Annotated in this window: 17 protein-coding genes and 1 pseudogene; 8 read left to right on the forward strand and 10 right to left on the reverse strand. The window is 63.1% G+C overall.

Annotated features, from left to right (window positions below):
• Positions 1-16: 16 nt before the first annotated feature.
• The 5 genes from folK to V1279_RS09095 form a co-directional block, all read right to left on the reverse strand.
• The gene (gene folK, locus V1279_RS09075) at positions 17-508 is read right to left on the reverse strand and encodes a 2-amino-4-hydroxy-6-hydroxymethyldihydropteridine diphosphokinase (RefSeq protein WP_334434500.1); all 492 of its coding nucleotides are present in this window, start codon (positions 506-508) and stop codon (positions 17-19) included.
• Position 509: 1 nt separating this feature from the next.
• Positions 510-881 (reverse strand): dihydroneopterin aldolase, encoded by a 372-nt coding sequence (gene folB, locus V1279_RS09080; protein WP_334434502.1) that lies wholly within the window; start codon positions 879-881, stop codon positions 510-512.
• Positions 878-1,735, reverse strand: coding sequence for a dihydropteroate synthase (gene folP, locus V1279_RS09085; protein ID WP_334434504.1), 858 nt, complete (start codon positions 1,733-1,735; stop codon positions 878-880). The genes folB and folP overlap by 4 nt, the downstream gene beginning before the upstream one ends.
• A 74-nt stretch (positions 1,736-1,809) precedes the next feature.
• Positions 1,810-2,217 carry a DUF4332 domain-containing protein gene (locus V1279_RS09090; RefSeq protein ID WP_334434506.1) on the reverse strand — a complete coding sequence of 136 codons (408 nt, stop codon included), beginning with the start codon at positions 2,215-2,217 and terminating at the stop codon, positions 1,810-1,812.
• Positions 2,218-2,272: 55 nt separating this feature from the next.
• Positions 2,273-2,638 (reverse strand): DUF2267 domain-containing protein, encoded by a 366-nt coding sequence (locus tag V1279_RS09095; RefSeq protein WP_334446277.1) that lies wholly within the window; start codon positions 2,636-2,638, stop codon positions 2,273-2,275.
• Between the two features lie 337 nt (positions 2,639-2,975).
• On the opposite strand from V1279_RS09095, the gene V1279_RS09100 reads away from it, so the two are divergent.
• The 4 genes and pseudogenes from V1279_RS09100 to V1279_RS09115 all read left to right on the forward strand — a co-directional run bounded on the left by V1279_RS09100 (position 2,976) and on the right by V1279_RS09115 (position 7,989).
• Complete coding sequence (locus tag V1279_RS09100) at positions 2,976-4,601, forward strand: helicase HerA-like domain-containing protein (RefSeq protein WP_334434508.1); 1,626 nt, start codon at positions 2,976-2,978, stop codon at positions 4,599-4,601.
• A 37-nt stretch (positions 4,602-4,638) separates the two neighbouring features.
• The gene (locus tag V1279_RS09105) at positions 4,639-5,958 is read left to right on the forward strand and encodes a glycosyltransferase family 87 protein (RefSeq protein ID WP_442894881.1); all 1,320 of its coding nucleotides are present in this window, start codon (positions 4,639-4,641) and stop codon (positions 5,956-5,958) included.
• Positions 5,959-5,975: 17 nt separating this feature from the next.
• Positions 5,976-7,379 (forward strand): M20/M25/M40 family metallo-hydrolase, encoded by a 1,404-nt coding sequence (locus V1279_RS09110; protein ID WP_334434512.1) that lies wholly within the window; start codon positions 5,976-5,978, stop codon positions 7,377-7,379.
• A gap of 74 nt (positions 7,380-7,453) precedes the next feature.
• Positions 7,454-7,989 (forward strand): annotated as a pseudogene (locus V1279_RS09115) (REP-associated tyrosine transposase).
• Between the two features lie 170 nt (positions 7,990-8,159).
• On the opposite strand, the gene V1279_RS09120 reads toward V1279_RS09115, so the two are convergent.
• The 3 genes from V1279_RS09120 to V1279_RS09130 all read right to left on the reverse strand — a co-directional run bounded on the left by V1279_RS09120 (position 8,160) and on the right by V1279_RS09130 (position 11,718).
• Positions 8,160-9,143, reverse strand: a complete 984-nt coding sequence (locus V1279_RS09120) for an NAD-dependent epimerase/dehydratase family protein (protein WP_334434514.1) — start codon at positions 9,141-9,143, stop codon at positions 8,160-8,162.
• Between the two features lie 31 nt (positions 9,144-9,174).
• Entirely contained in the window at positions 9,175-9,954 is a 780-nt protein-coding gene (locus V1279_RS09125) for a class II aldolase/adducin family protein (protein ID WP_334434516.1), read from the reverse strand.
• Positions 9,955-10,068: 114 nt separating this feature from the next.
• Entirely contained in the window at positions 10,069-11,718 is a 1,650-nt protein-coding gene (locus tag V1279_RS09130) for a glycosyltransferase family 39 protein (RefSeq protein WP_334434518.1), read from the reverse strand.
• 347 nt (positions 11,719-12,065) lie between these two features.
• Here V1279_RS09130 and V1279_RS09135 point away from each other — a divergent pair, with 347 nt between their 5' ends.
• Both V1279_RS09135 and V1279_RS09140 read left to right on the forward strand, forming a co-directional pair.
• The gene (locus tag V1279_RS09135; RefSeq protein ID WP_334434520.1) at positions 12,066-12,950 is read left to right on the forward strand and encodes a DUF308 domain-containing protein; all 885 of its coding nucleotides are present in this window, start codon (positions 12,066-12,068) and stop codon (positions 12,948-12,950) included.
• A 29-nt stretch (positions 12,951-12,979) separates the two neighbouring features.
• Positions 12,980-13,393 (forward strand): MucR family transcriptional regulator, encoded by a 414-nt coding sequence (locus V1279_RS09140; RefSeq protein ID WP_334434522.1) that lies wholly within the window; start codon positions 12,980-12,982, stop codon positions 13,391-13,393.
• 39 nt (positions 13,394-13,432) lie between these two features.
• Here the strand turns inward: V1279_RS09140 and V1279_RS09145 are convergent, their stop codons facing one another.
• Both V1279_RS09145 and V1279_RS09150 read right to left on the reverse strand, forming a co-directional pair.
• Positions 13,433-13,861 (reverse strand): SufE family protein, encoded by a 429-nt coding sequence (locus tag V1279_RS09145; RefSeq protein ID WP_334434524.1) that lies wholly within the window; start codon positions 13,859-13,861, stop codon positions 13,433-13,435.
• Between the two features lie 83 nt (positions 13,862-13,944).
• Positions 13,945-14,367 carry a DUF5330 domain-containing protein gene (locus V1279_RS09150; RefSeq protein ID WP_334434526.1) on the reverse strand — a complete coding sequence of 141 codons (423 nt, stop codon included), beginning with the start codon at positions 14,365-14,367 and terminating at the stop codon, positions 13,945-13,947.
• 373 nt (positions 14,368-14,740) lie between these two features.
• Between V1279_RS09150 and V1279_RS09155 the strand changes: the two genes are divergently transcribed.
• Entirely contained in the window at positions 14,741-16,606 is a 1,866-nt protein-coding gene (locus V1279_RS09155; protein ID WP_334434528.1) for a sensor histidine kinase, read from the forward strand.
• The gene (locus V1279_RS09160; RefSeq protein WP_334434530.1) at positions 16,590-17,312 is read left to right on the forward strand and encodes a peptidoglycan-binding domain-containing protein; all 723 of its coding nucleotides are present in this window, start codon (positions 16,590-16,592) and stop codon (positions 17,310-17,312) included. The genes V1279_RS09155 and V1279_RS09160 overlap by 17 nt, the downstream gene beginning before the upstream one ends.
• Positions 17,313-17,322 lie beyond the last annotated feature (10 nt).

A 17,322-nucleotide genomic window follows, 5' to 3' on the forward strand; every position in this document is an offset into this window, starting at 1 on the left:
TTGGGGTCTTTCGGGGTCAATCGAGGTCGGGCAACCGCTGGATACCCGCGGTCGACAACTGCGCTAGCGCATCCCGGACCCGGCGTCCCGCAATGACACGGTCGGGCGCGATCTCGGCCAGCGGCACCAGCACGAAGGCGCGCTCGAAAGCCCGCGGATGGGGCAGCGTCAGTTCCGGCTTGTCGATTCTGACGTCGTCATAGGCGATCAGGTCGAGGTCGAGGGTGCGCGGACCCCAGCGTTTCTCATTGGCGCGGTCGCGGCCGAACTTCTTCTCGATCTTGTGCAGCGTGAACAGGAGCGCATGCGGATCGAGGCTGGTTTCGATCTCGATGCAGGCGTTGGTGAAGGGCGCCTGCTGTTCGTCGCCCCAGGGCGGGGTGGTGTAGTCGGAGGAACGCGCCAGCAGGGCGGCCTGTGTCATGCCGCAAATATTGGAGATGGCCTTGTTGAATGTCGCGCGGACGTCGCCGACATTGCCGCCGAGCGCGATCAGCACATCCGCCATCTCAGGGCGATTGCCGCTTGCGCGTCAGCACCACGCCGACATCCTCGAAGATCGCGGCAATCGGCGCATGCGGCTTGTGCACGGTGACCTTGACCGCATCGATGCGCGCAAACGCCGCGAGTGTCGCGTCTGCAACGGCGCCGGCGGCGCGCTCCAGCAGCTTGTAATTGGTGTTCTTGAACGCCGCCGTCGCGGTCGCCACCACACTGGCATAGGATACGGTGTCGGACAGGTGATCGGTGCGTGAGGGTTCCGACAGGTTGATGGAAAGTTCGAGATCAATGACGAAACGCTGCCCGACTTCGGTCTCGTGCTCCATCACGCCGTGGCGGGCATGGATGACGACGCCGGTGATGAAGATCGTATCGCTCATTCCTGTTCCCTGATTGCGGCGGTGACGCGCAGCGCCTGTACGGTCTCGGCGACGTCATGCGCCCGGATGATCCGCGCCCCGTTTTGAGCCGCCAGCAGATGCGCGGCAATCGAGCCGCCGAGACGCTGATGCGGCTCCGATGGCGTCACCGTGCTGATGAAACGCTTGCGCGAGGCGCCGACCAAGAGTGGAAATCCGAGCGACTGCAACTCGCCGAGCCGCGCCAGTGCGATCATGCTCTGCTCGGGCGTCTTGCCGAAGCCGATGCCGGGGTCGAGCACGATCTTGTCAGGCGAAATTCCCGCTTTCGCCGCGATGTCGAGCGAACGCGCGAAGAAATCGGCGATATCCTGCATGATATCTACAGCGGGATCGGCGCTATCGCGGTTATGCATGATGATGACGGGCACGCCGCGCTCGGCGACGAGGCCAGCCATACCGGAATCGCGCTGCAAGCCCCAGACATCGTTGGCGACGGCGGCGCCCTGATGGAGCGCCCAGGCGACCACGGCCGATTTCATGCTGTCGATCGACACGGGAATGCCGAGCGCGACGATTTCGGGAAGCACGGGCTGCAGGCGCTTCAATTCTTCTTCTGCCGAGATCGGTTCCGACCCGTAGGGCCGGGTGGATTCCGCACCGATGTCGATGATGTCGGCGCCTTCGGCGATCATCCGCCGGGCCTGGGCCAGCGCGCGCTCGGGGGCGGCGAATTGCCCGCCGTCCGAGAATGAATCGGGCGTTACATTCAGCACGCCCATCACTGCCGGATAGGGCCTGGACAGCAGCACAGGCAGCACCGGATGACCGGCCGGACCGGTCGCGGCGGTGGGGCTGGGCTTGGCTGCGATCATTCGGTCGCTTTGCGCGGTCCGCGCCGGGGAGTCAAGGCGTGAGAGGAGGGTCCCGCAGTCCGGCCTGACCGGCTTCAGTAGCTGATCATCGGCGGAAGCTTGCGTGCCTGCTCGATCAGTTGCTCGACCGATCTTTCCGAGGGCAAAACCCGGACAAGTTTGCGCTTGGTATTCACGTCTTTCATATTCTGGGCGAGCCGCGCCGGATTGCGGAGTGCGAGTTCACGCACGGTGGTGACGCCGGCCGCGCGCACCAGGCCTACCTTGGCCTTGCCCATCCCGGGAATGCGCATGTAGTCGGAAAAATTGGCCCACTCGAGCAGTTGCTGCTCGCTGATTCCGGTCTTCGCAGCAAGCGCCTTGCGCCCTTTCACCGTGCGGGCGGCTTCCAGCAGTGCATCGGTGGTGCGAATGCCCAGCGATTTCAGTTTCGAGGCAGAGTAGGCGGTCAGGCCATCGATCTCGGAAAGGGGATAAGTCATGATACTCGATGAAAAAAGAATGTGCCCAGGCCGAATGCGCTCACCAAGATGCGTATTATGCGAATTGGTTGAGGCCTGGTGTCCCTGAAATGATTTCGCCCATTTGATCCGCTCCGATTTTGTCGCGGCCGAACCTGAAAAGTTCACGCGCCACGTTTTGAATCTCACTCATGCTCAGACCGAGCGCCATCAGCCTGGTGCCGACCGCCATCAAGCCCCCGCCCATCAGCCGTGAGAAGCCGCCATTGCTGCTGGACGCCGCAATCGCAGCTTCGGCACCCGGAATTTGGTCGATCAGGGCCTGAACCTTGTCGGAGGGCCCCTCGTTACGGAGAAAACCCAGAACGATTCCGACGGTTTTTTCAGCGACAGCGCTATCGATGCCGGCCTTGGAGGCCAGCCGCCCTATCAGTTCGTCCATATTTGCCCCGTCCCCAACCGGTTTAACCGGGTCGTCTACTCCTAAAATGATCTTGAGCGCCTGCGACCTGAAATACAAGCGATCCGCGCACATCAAGGCGATGTGGTTCTCGATTCGCGCGACGAGTGTTGCAGCAATGCAAGAGTGAATGCCGGATTCATGCAGAGTTATTGCGCTGCGCCCTCGATTTTTCTGCCGAAGGTCGGGAAAAAGTATGAGAGGCATGGTCCTTGGTGCGCTGCGACGGTGTCGCTGACGGTTTCAATCAGCGGACAGGATGCGATATGATGGTGTGACTTGACACGAAAAGCTCCCCGATGCGCGATGAGGCGATGTGATGGCGACCTCCGATATTAAGACCACTGATACCGACGAGAAGATTTTCATCGGTAAGGGCGAACAGACGGCCTGGCTGGCGCTCGCGCTTGCCAATCGGCACGGCCTTGTCACCGGAGCAACCGGGACCGGCAAGACCGTGTCGCTGCAGGTGATGGCGGAGGGCTTTGCCCGCGCCGGTGTTCCCGTGTTCGCGGCCGATATCAAGGGCGACCTGTCCGGTATCTCCGAAGTCGGCGAGGCCAAGGACTTCATCCTCAAGCGCGCCGGAGAGATGGGCCTCAATTTCCAGCCTGACCAATTCTCAACGGTGTTCTGGGACGTGTTCGGCGAGCAGGGCCATCCGGTCCGCGCCACGGTCACGGAGATGGGACCGTTATTGCTGTCGCGGATGCTCGATCTGAACGACGTGCAGGAAGGCGTTCTCAATGTCGCATTCCGTGTGGCGGATGAAAACGGCTTGACGCTGATCGACATGAAGGATCTGCGATCGCTGTTGGATGCGATCGCGCCAGCCGGCGGCAAAAAGGGGCCGGATGCCGAAGAGGATGAACTCGCCGAGATCCGAAAGGCCGCGCAGAGCTACGGCAATGTCAGCAAGGCAACGATCGGGACCATTCAGCGCCAGCTCCTGGTGCTGGAAAATCAGGGCGGAACGAAATTCTTCGGCGAGCCGGCCCTGGCGCTGAAGGATTTCATGAAGACCGACAGTGATGGCCGGGGGATCGTCAATATTCTGGTCGCCGACAAACTGATGGAGAGTCCCAGGCTCTACGCCACCTTCCTGTTGTGGATGCTGTCGGAACTGTTTGAAGAGCTGCCGGAAGCCGGCGATCTGCCGAAGCCGAAACTGGTATTCTTCTTCGACGAGGCGCACCTGTTGTTCAACGACGCGCCGAAGGCGCTGCTGGACAAGATCGAGCAGGTGGTCCGCCTGATCCGCTCCAAGGGCGTCGGCGTCTATTTCGTCACGCAAAACCCGATCGACGTGCCGGACAAGGTGCTGGCCCAGTTGGGCGGCCGCGTGCAGCACGCGCTACGTGCCTTCACGCCGCGCGACCAGAAGGCGGTGAATGCGGCGGCGCAGACCTTCCGGCCCAACCCGAAGCTCGACACCGCCCGCGTCATCATGGAACTCGGCAAGGGTGAAGCGCTGGTGTCGTTCCTCGAAGGCGGCGGCACGCCGACCATGGTCGAGCGCGTCATGATCCGGCCGCCGACGGCGCGGATCGGGCCGATCACGCCGGAAGAGCGCAAGGCGATCATGAACAAGAGCCCGGTCAAGGGCAAATACGATACCGCGGTCGATGCCGAATCCGCCTATGAGATGCTGCTGAACCGTGTGGCCGGAACGGCGGCGCCCGCGGACGGAACGGATGCCGGCGGAAGCGGCGGCGGAATTCTCGGACAGATCGGTTCGATCGTCGGCACGATCTTCGGCACCAACGTCAGGCGCGGCAGGCTGTCGACCGGCCAGGTGATTGCGCGAGACGTTACGCGATCCGTCACCAACAAGGTGGTGGGCGGCATCGTCGCCGATCTCGGCAAATCAGTCGGCGGATCGCTCGGCAGTTCGGTCGGGCGCGCGCTGGTGCGCGGCGCACTCGGCGGATTGCTGCGGCGGTAAAGCTACGATCTCCCTCTGAATCCGGAACGAGCGTGTGCTGAGATATCCGTCGCTACGAAGGCCGCTCGATCTCCTGTTTCTGGTCTGCTGCGTTGCCTTGACCGCCGATGTCCTGGTCCCGGAAATCTGGGGCAACGGCAAGACCAAGGACTATCCGCTGTGGTTCTGGGCGGGGCAGCAGGTGCTGCAGGGCAAAAATCTCTATCCCGACGATCCCGCCAGCTATTTCGAGTTCATCTATCCGCCGCTGTCGGCGGTGCTGCTCGCGATCCCGAGCTGGTTCGGCAAGATCCCGCTTTATCTGTGCCTGTCGTTCCTTAACATCGTCGCTTGGTGGATGACCGCGCAGTTCTCGCATGCGATGGCGGGATCGGGGCGGAAGCCCGGGCCGTGGCTGGAAGCGCTGCCGGGTTTCGTCACCGTCACCTTCGTGTTCGACATGTTCGACCTCGGCCAGCCGAACCTCCTGCTGCTCGCGCTGATGCTCTATGGATTCTGGTTGTTGCGGGACCAGCGCGGCTGGATGGCGGGGTGCATGTTTGCGCTTGCCGCCGCCATCAAGGTGTTTCCGGTGGCGGTGTTGCCTTATCTGGTGTGGCGAAGACAGTGGGCGGCGGCCGCGAGCATGCTGGTGTTCGTCGGCGTGTTTCTGTTCGTGCTGCCGGCGCCGTTTCGCGGCTTCCAGCACAATTTCACGGAGCTGAAGACCTGGTACCAGGGCATGGTGGGGTCGAGCTCAGCGAAGGGGTTCGGACAGCGCGACGAGCAGAACTGGTCCTGGGTCAATCAGTCGATCATCGCGGTGACGCACCGGCTGACGCGGCCGGTGAACTACAATCAGGACGATCCATCCAAGCCCGTGCGCACGATGAATGTCGCCAATCTCGATTTCAAGACGGCGAACCTTGTCGTGCTGGCGATATCGCTTGCGATCGGCCTCGGTTATGTCGTGGTCATGCCGCCTGCATCGCGCCGAACTGAACGGTCGGATGCCGAGGAGATCGGCATTCTCTTTTGCCTGATCACCGTCGCCTCGCCTTTGGCCCGCCAATATTACTTCCTTTGGCTGTTCTTTCCGATCACCGTGCTGGCCCATCGCGCCGCCTATGATCCGCGCGCTGCCGTCAAGCTTGGCACATGGGCGCTGCTCGCCGCCGCGGGCGGGTTGCTGTGCCTGTCGCTTCCGCTGTTTCCGATCGACCTGCAGGCCTATGGCAACAATCTCGCCGCCACCATCCTGCTGACGGCAGGGCTGGTCTGGCACATATTGCATCCGCCTGCCGCGGATGTTGCCTTGCCCCAGGCCGCGGGCAAGCTACAACTTGATGCCAATAACAAGGCCCACAGCCAAGGGTAACTTAAGGATAGTCAGCCATGTCCAACGCAATGATCCAGCCGGTCCTCGACCACATCGACGCCGATTTCGACAACAGCCTCGAGCGGCTGTTTGCGCTGTTGCGGATCAAGTCGATCTCGGCCGACCCGGCCTTCGCCGGCGATTGCAAGGCGGCTGCCGATCATCTTGCCAAGGATATCGCGACGCTCGGCTTCAAGGCCGAGGTGAGGCCGACGGCGGGGCACCCCGCGATCGTTGCCAAAGCCAATGGCGGCGCGGGCGGCCGGCCGCACGTGCTGTTCTACGGGCATTATGATGTGCAGCCAGTCGATCCTTTGAACCTCTGGCACCGCCCGCCGTTCGAGCCTGTCGTCACCGACCACGCCGACGGCCGCAAGATCATCGTGGCGCGGGGCGCGGAGGACGACAAGGGGCAGTTGATGACCTTCGTCGAGGCTTGCCGCGCCTGGAAGAAGGTCACGGGATCGCTGCCGGTCGATGTCACCATGGTCATCGAGGGTGAGGAGGAAATCGGATCGAAGAATTTCGTGCCGTTCCTGGAAGCGAACACGGCCGACCTCAAGGCCGATTTCGCGCTGGTGTGTGACACCGGCATGTGGGACCAGAACACGCCGGCGATCACCACCTCGCTGCGCGGGTTGGTCTATGACGAGGTCAAGATCAAGGCCGCCAATCGCGACCTGCATTCCGGCATCTTCGGCGGCGGTGCGCGCAATCCGATCCGGGTGCTGACGAACATTCTCGGCGGCCTCCACGACGACAACGGCCATATCACTATTCCCGGATTCTACGACGGCGTGAAGGACCTGCCGCCGGACATCCTGGCGCAGTGGAAGAACCTCAATCTCACACCGGAGTCATTCCTGAAACCGATCGGTCTCTCCATTCCGGCCGGCGAGAAGGATCGTCTCTTGATCGAACAGGTGTCCTCGCGTCCGACCTGCGACATCAACGGCATCATCGGCGGCTATACCGGCGAGGGCTCCAAGACCGTGATCCCGGCGGAGGCTTCCGCCAAGGTTTCGTTCCGCCTGGTGGAGGGACAGGACCCGGAAAAGATCCGCAAGGCATTCCGCGACTATGTCCGGGCGCGCCTGCCCGCCGATTGCACGGCCGAGTTCACCGACCATTCCAACGCGCCGGCAATCGCGCTCGACTGGAACATGAAGCCGCTGGCCGCCGCCAAGCGCGCGCTGACGGACGAGTGGGGCAAGGAAGCGCTTTTGATCGGCTCGGGCGCCTCGATCCCGATCGTGGCGGATTTCAAGCGCACGCTCGGCCTCGACACCGTGCTGGTCGGCTTCGGCCTCGACGACGACAACATCCATTCGCCGAACGAGAAGTATGACCTGAAAAGCTATCACAAGGGCATCCGCTCCTGGGCGCGGATCTTGGGGGCGTTCGCGGAGGCGGGGAAGTAGCGCGAATTCCAAGGGGGGCTCCGTAGGATGGGTAGAGCGCAGCGAAACCCATCAATTCGTCGATCGAGCAGGCCATGACAGCGTACCGTCGCAATTTCATCCCCGGCGGCTGTTTCTTCTTTACGGTCAATCTTGCCGACCGCCGGTTGCGGCTGCTGACGGAGAATATTGAAGCCCTCCGCTCCGCGTTTCGCGAGATCCGCCGACGTCATCCATTCGCAATCGACGCAATGGTCGTACTGCCGGATCATCTCCATGCGGTCTGGACGCTGCCTGAAGGTGACCGGGATTTTTCCACGCGCTGGCGGCTGATCAAATCGACGTTCTCACGCAACCTCGGCGCTGGCGAGCCTATTTCGGCTAGCCGTGCCGCCAAGAGGGAGCGAGGCATCTGGCAACGGCGCTATTGGGAGCACACGATCCGCGATGAGGACGATTTGGGCGTCACATCGACTACGTTCATATCAATCCGGTCAAGCATGGACTCGTGGAACGGGTCAGGGATTGGCAATATTCGTCGTTCCATCGGATGGTGCAGCTTGGAATCTATCCTGAGGATTGGGGCGGTGACGCCGCAAAGCTGAGCGGGGATTTCGGCGAGCGATCTTAGCGCGGCGAGATGATGGGTTTCGCTGCGCTCTACCCATCCTACGGCAGTGCCTCAAATAAAAACGCCGCCCGGGATTGGGTGGCGTTTTGATTCCGAATGTGTAGAGGTATGTGGCTGACAGTTTAGCGCATCCGCCCGGCGCGATCCACCGGATATTTCTCGCTGTGCCCTCACTCCACCGGGTAGGGTCCCTCGCGAAAAACGCGATCGTGATAGCCTTTGCTGCCGACCTCGCGCGCGAGTGGACTGCGGATGTCCTCGTCGGCGCGCAGCCGCGCAATCAGCGCGCGGAAATCATGGCGCGGCTGCCAGCCGAGTTCGGCCCGCGCGCGGTCGTTGACGTAGACGCGATCGATGCCCGGGATCATCGTCCAGCCGCGCCGTGCAAATTCGGCCTCATAGTCTGGTACGTAACGGCGGACCACAAGCGGCGCGTCGTTGCGGAGTTCTGCAACGTCCTGGCGCGCGAATGGCGTGGTGGCGCTGATGATGTATTTCGCGAAATCGGCCGATGGCGCGCGATCGGCCGCCAGTAGATGCGCGCTGACCACGTCTTCGATATCGACGCGGCGATAGAGGAACTCGTTGGTTTTGGCGTTGGCGTCGGTGTAGGCCTCGCGTACCGCGCGATTGTCGTCCTCTTCGGGAAAGAAACGCGAAGTGCGCAGCACGATGGTGCGAAGCGAACGATTGCGCGCGGACAGCTGGCACAGGTCCTCCGCGGCCGCCTTGGTGACGCCATAGATATTTTTCGGCACCGCCGTGACGTCTTCGGTGATCCAGGCTGCCGGCTCGCCCGGCGGCGGCACCAGCGCATCGCCGAAGACGCTGGTGGTGCTGGTGTAGACAAACGCCGTGACGCCGGCTGCGGCGGCTTCTTCGAGCAGATTGAGCGTGCCGGTGATATTGACGTCAACGAAGTCCTGGCGGCTGTGCGTTGCGACGTGCGGCTTGTGCAGCGTGGCGGCGTGCAGCACGGTCGTGACGTGCTTCATGCAACGGCGCACGAAAGCCCGGTCGGTGATCGAGCCTACCTGGTGTGTAAACGCGCCGGGCAGAACATCGATACCAATCGTATCGCGCCGCTGCGCCTGCAGCGTACGCACCAGCGCCTCGCCCAAATGGCCGGAACTGCCGGTCACCAGTACCGTCACGCCGCCAAAACCTTTCGCACGCTTGCCTGGCTCAGGTCTTGTAGTTCGGATCGATGCGATCGAGCTTGCGTAGTAGTGGCGGCCACACCAGTTCGGTCGAGCGCCGTTCGGCGAAATCGGCATTGCTGAACAGTTGTTCGTTCTTGTCGATCACGGCCTGTTCGATCGGATAGGCGGTCGGTCCCAACATGCGGGTGCGCACCTGCATCGTGCAGGCCCGCTCTAAGTGGTACATGCGCTCGAAGGCGGAGGCGACCGAACGGCCGACCGTCAGCGTGCCGTGATTGCGCAACAGCATGTGGTTCTTGTTGCCGAGGTCCTTCTGCAGCCGCGGGCGTTCGTCGTGGTCCAGCGCCACGCCTTCGTAGTCGTGATAGGCGAGGTCGTGGGTGACGAATTGCGCGGTCTGGTTCATCGGCAGCAGGCCCTCCATGCAGCTCGCGACCGCCGTGCCATCAGGCGTGTGGAGATGAAGTACGCAGCCGGCATCCTCGCGCACCTCGTGGATCGCCGAATGGATGGTAAAGCCCGCCGGATTGATGCTGTATTCGCTCTCGCTGAGCTGGTTGCCGTGGAGATCGACCTTGACCAGGCTCGACGCGGTGATTTCCTCGAACATCAGGCCGTAAGGGTTGATCAGGAAGTGATGGTCGGGGCCCGGCACGCGCGCCGAGATGTGGGTGTCGACCAGATCGTCCCAGCCATGCAGCGCGACGAGGCGATAGCAGGCGGCGAGATTGACGCGCTGGTTCCACTCGGCGTCCGTCATGCCGGCGGGAACTTGCTTCAAGCGAGCTTCGGCTGGCGACATGGCGCGCTTTCTCCGGAAAAATTGTTGATTTTCGCAAGCGAGCCTAGCCCTGTGCCGGACGGGCAGCAAGGCGGACGTCCTGCGTGGCAGTTATGCTATCGCGGCCATGCGCCGTTACGGCGCCGGAATTGCCAGCAGGGTCGAGATGCCGCGGCCGCGGATATCGTAGACGCGCGCGAACACGACATCGTCACGCTTGATTTCCACCATGACGGGCGCGGTGAGGCCCTTGCAGTAGAACTCGCCCAGCGTCATCGCGAAGTCGGCGGACTGGCTGTCCCAGCCGATCGTGAAGTCGGGGCCGAGCGCCACCTGCGCCGGACGCTGCGGGCCGCACACCGCGACCTTCCACTTGCGTCCCAGTGGAGGAAATTCCTGCCGCTCGACCAGTTCCTCACGCAGACCGTCGGAAGCCTGCTTCAGCGCCAGCCCCCAATAATCCAGCATAAACATCTTGTCGGCGCCGCGAACGGTGCCGGCGATGTGGTTGAAATGGGTGTATTCGTACGGGTGCAGGCGGATCATCTCGCTCAGCGGCAACAGCAGACCGAACGAGAACATCGCCAGCGCGGCCGGTTGCCAGCGGCGGTGATTGTCCTTGAGCCATTTCATGCCCCAGGCGAACGATACGCCGGCGAGCACCGCCATCGGCGGGATGACGAAAACGAAATGCCGGATGCCGTTGTAGAGCGCCGGCCGCTTCACCATCGCGATCACCAGCGGCAGGCTGGCCGCCAGCGTCAGCATCAGGAAGATGGTCTTGCGGCGGGCCGAGACGTCGGCGCGCGACAGCGACATGAAGGTGCCGACGACGCCGGCGAGCAGGAGCGCGAGCAATATTTCGGGAAGCTGCAGCGCGAACAGCGTCGGCAGGTAGGACCACGGCATATCCGGCACCGAGACCAGCGCGCCGTCGAACATTTCCTTCCAGGGCTTTTCGAAGAAGTGCGAGAAATAGGTCAGCGCCTTGAAGGGATGGTCTGCCTCCATGATCGCCCACGGCCATACCAGGCCCATGATCAGGTATCCGACCACAAGGCCGGGCAGCAGCACGTATACGACATGGGCAAAGCGGCGGATCGCTTCACGCGAGCCTTGCGTGCGAACTTCATCAATTAGCAGCGGGACGAAGCCCACCAGCGCATAGACCAAAGCCAGCCCGCCGAGAATCCGGCAGCCGATGGACAGACCGGCGCCGAGGCCGACGATCAGGATGGTTCGCGGCGAGGGGGCGGGATATTCCTCGGCGAGGCGCACCAGACCCAGGATCAGGATCACCATCGAGACGGCAAACGGCGCGTCTTTCGGGTTCATGAACATGTGCCCGTAGAAAGTCGGGCACAGCGCCAACAGCAGCAGCGTCGCGAGCCCGGCAAGCGGGCCGCCGACGCGCCGCGCCAGCCGCCACGTCACGGCAAGGCCGATCAGGCCGACGACGGCGCCAAGCAGGCGGCGCGTTTCAAACAGTTCGAGCGGAATGACCTTGTGCAGCAGGGCCGCCGCCATGTCGAAGCCGCCGCCATACATATAGAGATTGGCGAACGACAGCGCGCCGGTGTCCTTGAAGCCGGAACCATACATCCGCAGCAGCAGATCGGCATATTCGGCGTGCGTGTAGTCGTCCCAGCCCAATCCGTAGTCACGGAAGGTCAGGCCGGCGACGAGCGTGACCGCGGCCAGCGCGAATATGGCGAGGTCGTCGCAGGTCCGCTCCACCGAGCGCCGCGCGGGCGTATCGAGGGCAGAAGTCGTGATGGCTGACATGGCGATTGGTAACCCAGCGTCCCCTATGGCCCAACGTGGATATGCTTGAGCCTCATTCCCCGGGTACCCATATAGCGCAGTTCCATTTCCAAGTAATTGGGAATTGTGGCCTAAATCCCTGATGCAATGCAACAAAAAGACGGTAATTAGTAGATGGTAAAACTACGGGCAGCGGGCTGAACGCTACCTGAATGGCAGCATGATTGTCCGCGACCGGAATCCTGCAATCGAACGACGCTATTGCGGAACCCTGGACGCAATTGGCGGTTGGCGGTGCACACAATATGACGGTATCGTGGCGTGGGGCGGCTTGCGAGCGTTTCGGGCGCGGCTGAGGGATTAGTTCAATGACGTTTGTTATGTTGGTCGCCGGGATCGGCCTCGTTTTGGCGGGCCTGCTGGCGATCGGCTTTGGGATCCCGATCAAGGAATTCAGTACCGGCAACACGCTGATCATCGCCGGCGTGATCGGCGTCTGCACCGGCGCGATCATGCTCGCGCTCTGGATGACGGTGCGGGAGTTGAAGAACATCGCGCGGCGGCTCGGCGCTGGCGTGCCTGAAGCGCGCGGTGAAGCCATGGCGCGGCCCGTGCTTCCCGTCGCTGCGGCGCGGGATTCCGCCTCTGCCGGTGGCGGCTTCCCGGCCGCTGATCAGCCCGGCGGTTCCGGACCCTTCTCTCCAGCGGCGCCGCCGCCTTTCGCTCCAGCGGCACCGCCGCCGTGGCAGAACGAGGCTGTCCTGCGTGATCACCCGATCCCGGAACCGATGCACCCCGAACCGCCAGCTACGAAGCCGAAGCGCAATTTGCTGTTTTCCTCGACATCGCGAAAAGAGCGCGAGCGCGCCCAAGCGCGGGCCAGCGAGCCGCTGCCGCCGGACCTGTTGTCGTCAGACCTTCGCTCCAGGCCGCCCACCGTGCCGCCGGTCGAAACTGGCGAACCGCAGCGGGCACCGTTCGACGATGCCTGGCCGAAAGCGGAACGCGCAAAGCCCGGTGAAAGTCCGCCGCTGCGGCGCAGCGGCCGCATGCCCCCGACGCCCACGGAAGCCAATGGCGGACCGGCGCACACCGAGGAGCAGTCGGAGGTGACGGTGCTGAAATCGGGCGTTGTCGATGGCATGGCCTATTCGCTCTATTCCGACGGTTCGATCGAGGCCCAGATGCCGGAAGGGATGATGCGCTTCGCCTCGATCGATGAACTGCGCGCGCATCTCGACCAGCGGTCTTAGTGCATTCGCGATCCCAAAAAGGTTGAGCCATGACCGATTCCGCCGGCAAGACGCCCGTCGAACTGACCGCCAATATCGTGTCGGCCTATCTCAGCAACAATCCGACCCAGGCCTCGGAAATCCCGAACCTGATCAGCCAGGTCCATGCCGCGCTGATGCGGGTGTCGAGCGGCCGCCCCGAGACGCCGCTCGAGCCGGCCAAGCCGGCGGTGTCGGTGAAGAAGTCGATGACCCCGGAATATCTGGTCTGCCTCGAGGACGGCAAGCGCTTCAAGTCGCTGAAGCGCCATCTGCGCTCGCAGTACAACATGACGCCGGAGCAATATCGCGACAAATGGGGCCTGCCGCCGGATTACCCGATGGTGGCGCCGAACTACGCGGTGGCGCGTTCACAGCTCGCCAAGAAGATGGGCCTCGGCCAGCAGGCGCGGAAGCGGAAGTAGCCCAGAGCGTTTTCAAGCGAAGCGGGTAACCTCTAAACGTCAGGAAGCCGCGGCCAGCGCCTCGCGCGCGTCGGAGCGGATACGCTCGACCATGGAGCGCAAGCCGTTCGAACGCTGCGGCGTCAGGTGATCGCGAAATCCGAATTCGTCGAATACGGCCAGCGCATCCGTTGCCAGGATCTGCTGCGGCGTGCGGCCGGAATAAAGCGTGAGCAGGATCGCGATCAGGCCGCGCACGATGTGGGCGTCGCTGTCGCCCAAATATTTCAGGCGCGGCTCACCGTTGCCGCTGCGGTCGATCTGCCTGGCCAGCCAGACCTGGCTGACGCAGCCATTGACCTTGTTCTCGGCGGAATGCTCGGCGTCCGGCATCGGATCAAGCATACGGCCGAGTTCGATGACGTACCGGTAGCGGTCGTCCCACTCCTCCAGCAGCTCGAAATTGTCCCTGATTTCGTCGATCGTCATCCTGGCCCGCGTCCGTTTCCTTAAAGTCCTATATAGGATGCGGATCGAACGAAAGCGACGGAAATGGAACCGGTTCCGCGGTCTTATTTTGAGGCCAATGGCGTCCGCGGCAGTCGCCATTCGATCGCCATGTCGTCTCCCGTCAGCGCGTCGGCGGGGGGCGACGCGTTCACGACTACGGCCTCGGCGTCATCGCCGATCGAACTGGTGTGATCGGGCTTTTTGTCGGGGGTGCCGGGATGGTCGGGCTTGGTGATGATCTTGTACAACTGGCGGGCGCCATCCTGGGCGCGCTGGCCGATCGCCGTCGCCGCCTGACCGCCGACCTCGCAAGCCGCCGGCTGGCGCTTGCAGAACTGGCCCATGTCGGAGACGGCCGCGGTCGCAGCCGATACGGCTTCGGACGCGCCGATCTGCGGCACCTTGTCCGATTCAGGCGTCTTTTCCCTGGGCAACAGCACGAGCACAAGCCCGAGCCAGAATGCCATGCGAAGCAGAAAAAACATCTCGCGACCCCGGTCGTCTCTTATGGTTGTGTTGCGGTTAAACCGCAGCTTTGTTCCTGACTACCAGCCGTCGATAAATCGGAAGTGTTTCCATTGAGGTAAAGTCGCCAAAAATTCGCTGAAAATTGCAATGATTCGATTCGGCGTAAATTTTCGATTGATGACCCACTATCGCGCGAAAAGTTCGCGCCGTTCGCGCATCCACCATTTCGAAACCATAGATCGATCGCGGCTTGTAACCTGTCGTTCACCATCCGCGTCGAATGAGCGCCGTGCGAGGCGTGAAACCCCCGCGAATGCACGGCGTTGGTCGGCGACTCCCCGCGCCTTAGCGTTCGCTTAAGTTCGCTCTGACACGGTGGCGCAAAGGATAATGGGGGCGTTCCGGCGCGTCTGTCCGACGAACAACCGAAGCGCGAGAGCCGTGATTGTTTTGAGTATCATCCGCGATTGTCTCGATGCCCTGCTGCATCCCTCGGCGCGATATGATGCGTTGACGCGTTCGCGTCACCGCGCATTCATGGGGCCGCGGCTGCTCGGCAGCCTGGTGGCGCTCGCAGCTTTTCCGATCTATCTGGCGATACGCGGGGCGCCCACGGCGCTCGAGGTCGCGGCCTTCGCCTGGCTGATCGCGCCCATTCTGTTGTCCTGGTTCCTGTCGCGCACCGGCCGCTACGAAGGCGCGCATATCCTTTCCGCGCTGGCGCTGGCGAGCCTCGTCATGATGGTTGCCATAACCACCGGCGGCATCGAATCATTTGCCGCGGTCTGGCTCATCGTCGTTCCCCTGGAAGCCGCGCTGTCGGCCTCGCGCCGCGTGGTCGCATTCGCTTCCGCGCTGGCGCTGTCATGCGCCGCCTTGCTGATCGCGCTCGGACATTTTCACTTCCTGCCGGTGCCGGAGTCGAACGCGGCCCTGCGCGGCGTCCTGATGGGAGCAGGCGTGGCTTGCGCGACGCTCTATGCCGCAGGACTGGCCGTCAGCGCCGAATCGCTGGCGCGCACTTCCGTGGCGCTGCTCTATCTGGAGGAAGACCGTTATCGCTTGCTCGCGCGAAACATGAGCGACGTGATTTCGCGTCACAACCGCAACGGCGCCGTGGAATTCATTTCGCCGGCGGCGGAAGCCATGCTCGGCACGCCGGGCGCGCGGCTCACCGGCCAGGGCCTGTTCGACCGCGTCCATGTCGTTGATCGTCCGGCCTACCTCACGGCGCTGTCGGATGCCGCGCGCGGCAGCGAGCAACGCGTCGAATTCCGTCTGCGCCGCGACGCGGTTCGCGGCCAGAACATTTCCGCAGATTTCATCTGGGTCGAGATGCGTTGCCGGCCGCTCGAGCAGGTTTCGCCCGAGGCCGATGTCGTCGCCGTGATGCGCGACGTCACCGACCGCAAGGTCCAGGAACAGGCACTCGAACTGGCGCGCACCGCCGCCGAGCAGGCGGATGCCTCCAAGACCCGATTCCTGGCCACCATGAGCCACGAACTGCGCACGCCGCTGAACGCCATCATCGGTTTCTCCGAGATGATCGTGCACGAAGAGGCGATGATGCTCGATGCCGCGCGCCGCAAGGAATACGCGCAGTTGATCAACGATTCCGGCCAGCATCTCTTGTCGGTCGTCAACGGCATCCTCGATATCTCCAAGATGGAAACCGGTAATTTCGAAATTTCGCCGGAGCCGTTCGCGCCGCGCGCGGCGCTCTTGCACTGCTGCAATTTGCTGGCGCTGAAGGCGCGGGACAACGGCGTGGATCTGATCACCCGCGCGGCGGAGGACTTGCCCGTGATGAACGGCGATCCCCGCGCGTTCAAGCAGATCGCGCTGAACCTCGTCGCCAATGCCATCAAGTTCACCGAGCGCGGCGGCAGCGTAACGGTTTCCGCCGCGGTCGAGGGCGCGCGGCTGATGCTGTGTGTCACCGATACCGGGGTCGGGATCGCCGCCGAGGATCTCTCGCGGATCGGCGATCCGTTCTTCCAGGCCGGCAAGACCTATCAGCGTAAGCACGAAGGCACCGGCCTCGGTTTGTCGATCGTGAAGAGTCTGGTCGGATTGCACGATGGCGAGATGAACGTGCAGAGCACGGTCGGCGAGGGCACCACGGTGACAGTTGCCTTGCCGCTTGACTTTGCGCCTTCGCTGACCACTTCAAACAACGTCGCGACGCTGAAGCCGGCGTTGCGACCCGAACAGGATCAAGTCCATCAGGTGAAGAAGCGTGCCCAGGCGTATTGACGACGATGACGAGATGCCGCGCCGCCGCCGTCGCGGCGCGAAGGCGGCTGCGATTGAAGTGGAGGAAAAGCGCGGCCTTGTGATGCGCATCCTCCTGCACAGTCCGAAAGACATGGTCGCGGGCCTGCTCGCCGCTGCCGCGATCTGCGCCATCCTCGCCAATGCGCTGTTCCTGCAGGCCGGCCGCCATCCTTCGCCGATGTTCGGTTCGGTGGTGACGCTGCCGGCGCCGCAAGGCCCCGTCGTGAGCTCGTTACCGCGCCCGCGCCCGGTCGAACTGACCTCAAGGCCGGTCGAGATCGAGCCGCCGGAAAGCCGGCCGGTCGAGGTCAGGGGCGCTGATCCCAAACACGTCGAGATCAGGAGCGCCGATCCCAGGAACACCGATTCCAAGAACGCCGATCCGATGACCAATCTGATGGTCAAGTCGACCGGTGCGCCTACCGCGGCACCCGCGAATGTGGCGCGTCCGCCCGCGCCGATTCCGGCCACCGCGCAAAGCGCCGGCGCGCGCCGCGTGGCGGCGGTGCAGCGCGCGCTCACGCAATATGGCTACGGCCAGTTGAAGCCGACCGGCGCGGTCGGTGCCGACACGCAGGCCGCCATCTCGAAATTCGAGCGCGACCGCAAGCTCCCGGTGACCGGCCAGATGTCCGATCGCCTGGTGAAAGAGCTTACGGCAATGATCGGGCATCCGATCGACTAGCTTCCGCCTG

The organism is Bradyrhizobium sp. AZCC 1610, from assembly GCF_036924515.1.
In the GTDB taxonomy this organism is placed as follows: domain Bacteria; phylum Pseudomonadota; class Alphaproteobacteria; order Rhizobiales; family Xanthobacteraceae; genus Bradyrhizobium.